This is a genomic window from Mesorhizobium sp. P5_C1 (assembly GCF_054049815.1).
This window is the reverse complement of record NZ_JBFULQ010000962.1, coordinates 1-1,323: the sequence shown is the minus strand read 5'-3', so window position 1 is coordinate 1,323 and position 1,323 is coordinate 1. Positions and strand designations below refer to the sequence as shown.

The 1,323-nt window shown below is 60.2% G+C and carries 1 protein-coding gene; it reads right to left on the bottom strand.

Going from position 1 to position 1,323, the window contains the following annotated elements:
* Nucleotides 1-287 precede the first annotated feature (287 nt).
* Nucleotides 288-1,148, bottom strand: coding sequence for a ParB/RepB/Spo0J family partition protein (locus tag ACXJ7R_RS33015; RefSeq protein WP_457155457.1), 861 nt, complete (start codon nucleotides 1,146-1,148; stop codon nucleotides 288-290).
* Nucleotides 1,149-1,323 lie beyond the last annotated feature (175 nt).

Here is a 1,323-nt window from a genome sequence, read left to right as displayed (position 1 = left end):
GCGGTGGTGGGTCGGACTTTGGCGGCGGCGGCGGATCATCCTTTTTGTCAGTCATTTTCCCTCTTTCAGTGTCACGCGCCCTAGAGGCGCTGGCTGCCGCGAGTAGCCATCCGTTACAGGATGGAGAGAAAAGTTTGCCGGCGGCCCTAGTCAACGTAGCACGACCGTAGCCACACCCTAACGAATTCGGCCCTGGGTGCGTAAAATGCATAACCGCCCAAAGAAACGCCCGCCGCGAGGACCGATCGCGGCGGGCACCTCAGCCCCACGGAGAAAGGCCGAGGCTGTTACATCAGCATCGAGCGGGCGTGAGCCCCACGAAGCTGCGACTCCATCGACCGTAACGTGCGCGCTGCTGCGGCCAGAGTGTCGGCCATCTTGTCGGCCCGGTTCGGGTCGACTGTCTTCATGGCGACGAACTCGCCCTCCTTGAAGCCCGAGGCGATCGCCGAGACGATTTTCTCTGCCATCCTCTCCATGCGGGAGATCGCGGCCATGTCGTCTTTTGTGGGTTCTGGCCGGTTCTCATTGTCGAACATGCCGCCCTGCTCGATCCGGTCGCGCACGGATTGCGCCGCCGCCTTGATGCTCGACCAATCTTTCAGCTTCCCGCTCGAGAACAGTTTCACGATGTTGACCTGATCGGATTTGGGCAAGTCGACCAGATCGTTGGCATGGCCGAGCGGGAACTGGTTGGCGTCGACCAGCTTCTGAATCGTCTCGTCCAGATTGAGCAGCGCCGTGCGGGCTTTGATGCGCTGCGGCTGCACGCCGATATCCTTCGCCAGCTTCTCGACCGTCCAGCCGCGGTCAAGCATCGCCTGGAACGCGCGCGCTTCCTCCAGCGCTTTGATGTCGGCCCGGGCCAGGTTCTCGACGATGGCTTGAAGCGCCATCTCATTGTCGTCGATCTTGACGACCTCGCAGAGAATGTCGGCGGCGCCAATCAGCCGGTGAGCGCGCCAGCGCCTCTCACCGCCGACGATCATGTAGAGGCCTTCGTCCCCGACGGGCCGGACCGTGATGGCCTGGATCAGGCCGCGCTCGCGGATGGATTCGGCCAGCTCCTGGAGCTTGACCGCGTCGAAGAAACGACGGGGCTGATTTGGGTTCGGGATAACTTGGGTGAGGGGGATACGCTTTTTCATGGTCGGGTCTCCGTGGTAGGGAATTTCTTAGCAACAACAATAACTTAGTTTGTAACCAATCCGGTTACAAGTGGGTTACTAAGAAATATCCCCCACGGGGTTCCGGTCAGCCTTTGATTGACCTCAACTGAATGACTGTCCGGTCAGCCTTTGATTGACCTCAACTGAATGACTG

Coding starts and splice junctions, on each gene's coding strand:
- ACXJ7R_RS33015 (WP_457155457.1), bottom strand. CDS start 1,148: ATGAAAAAGCGTATCCCCCTCACCCAAGTTATCCCGAACCCAAATCAG.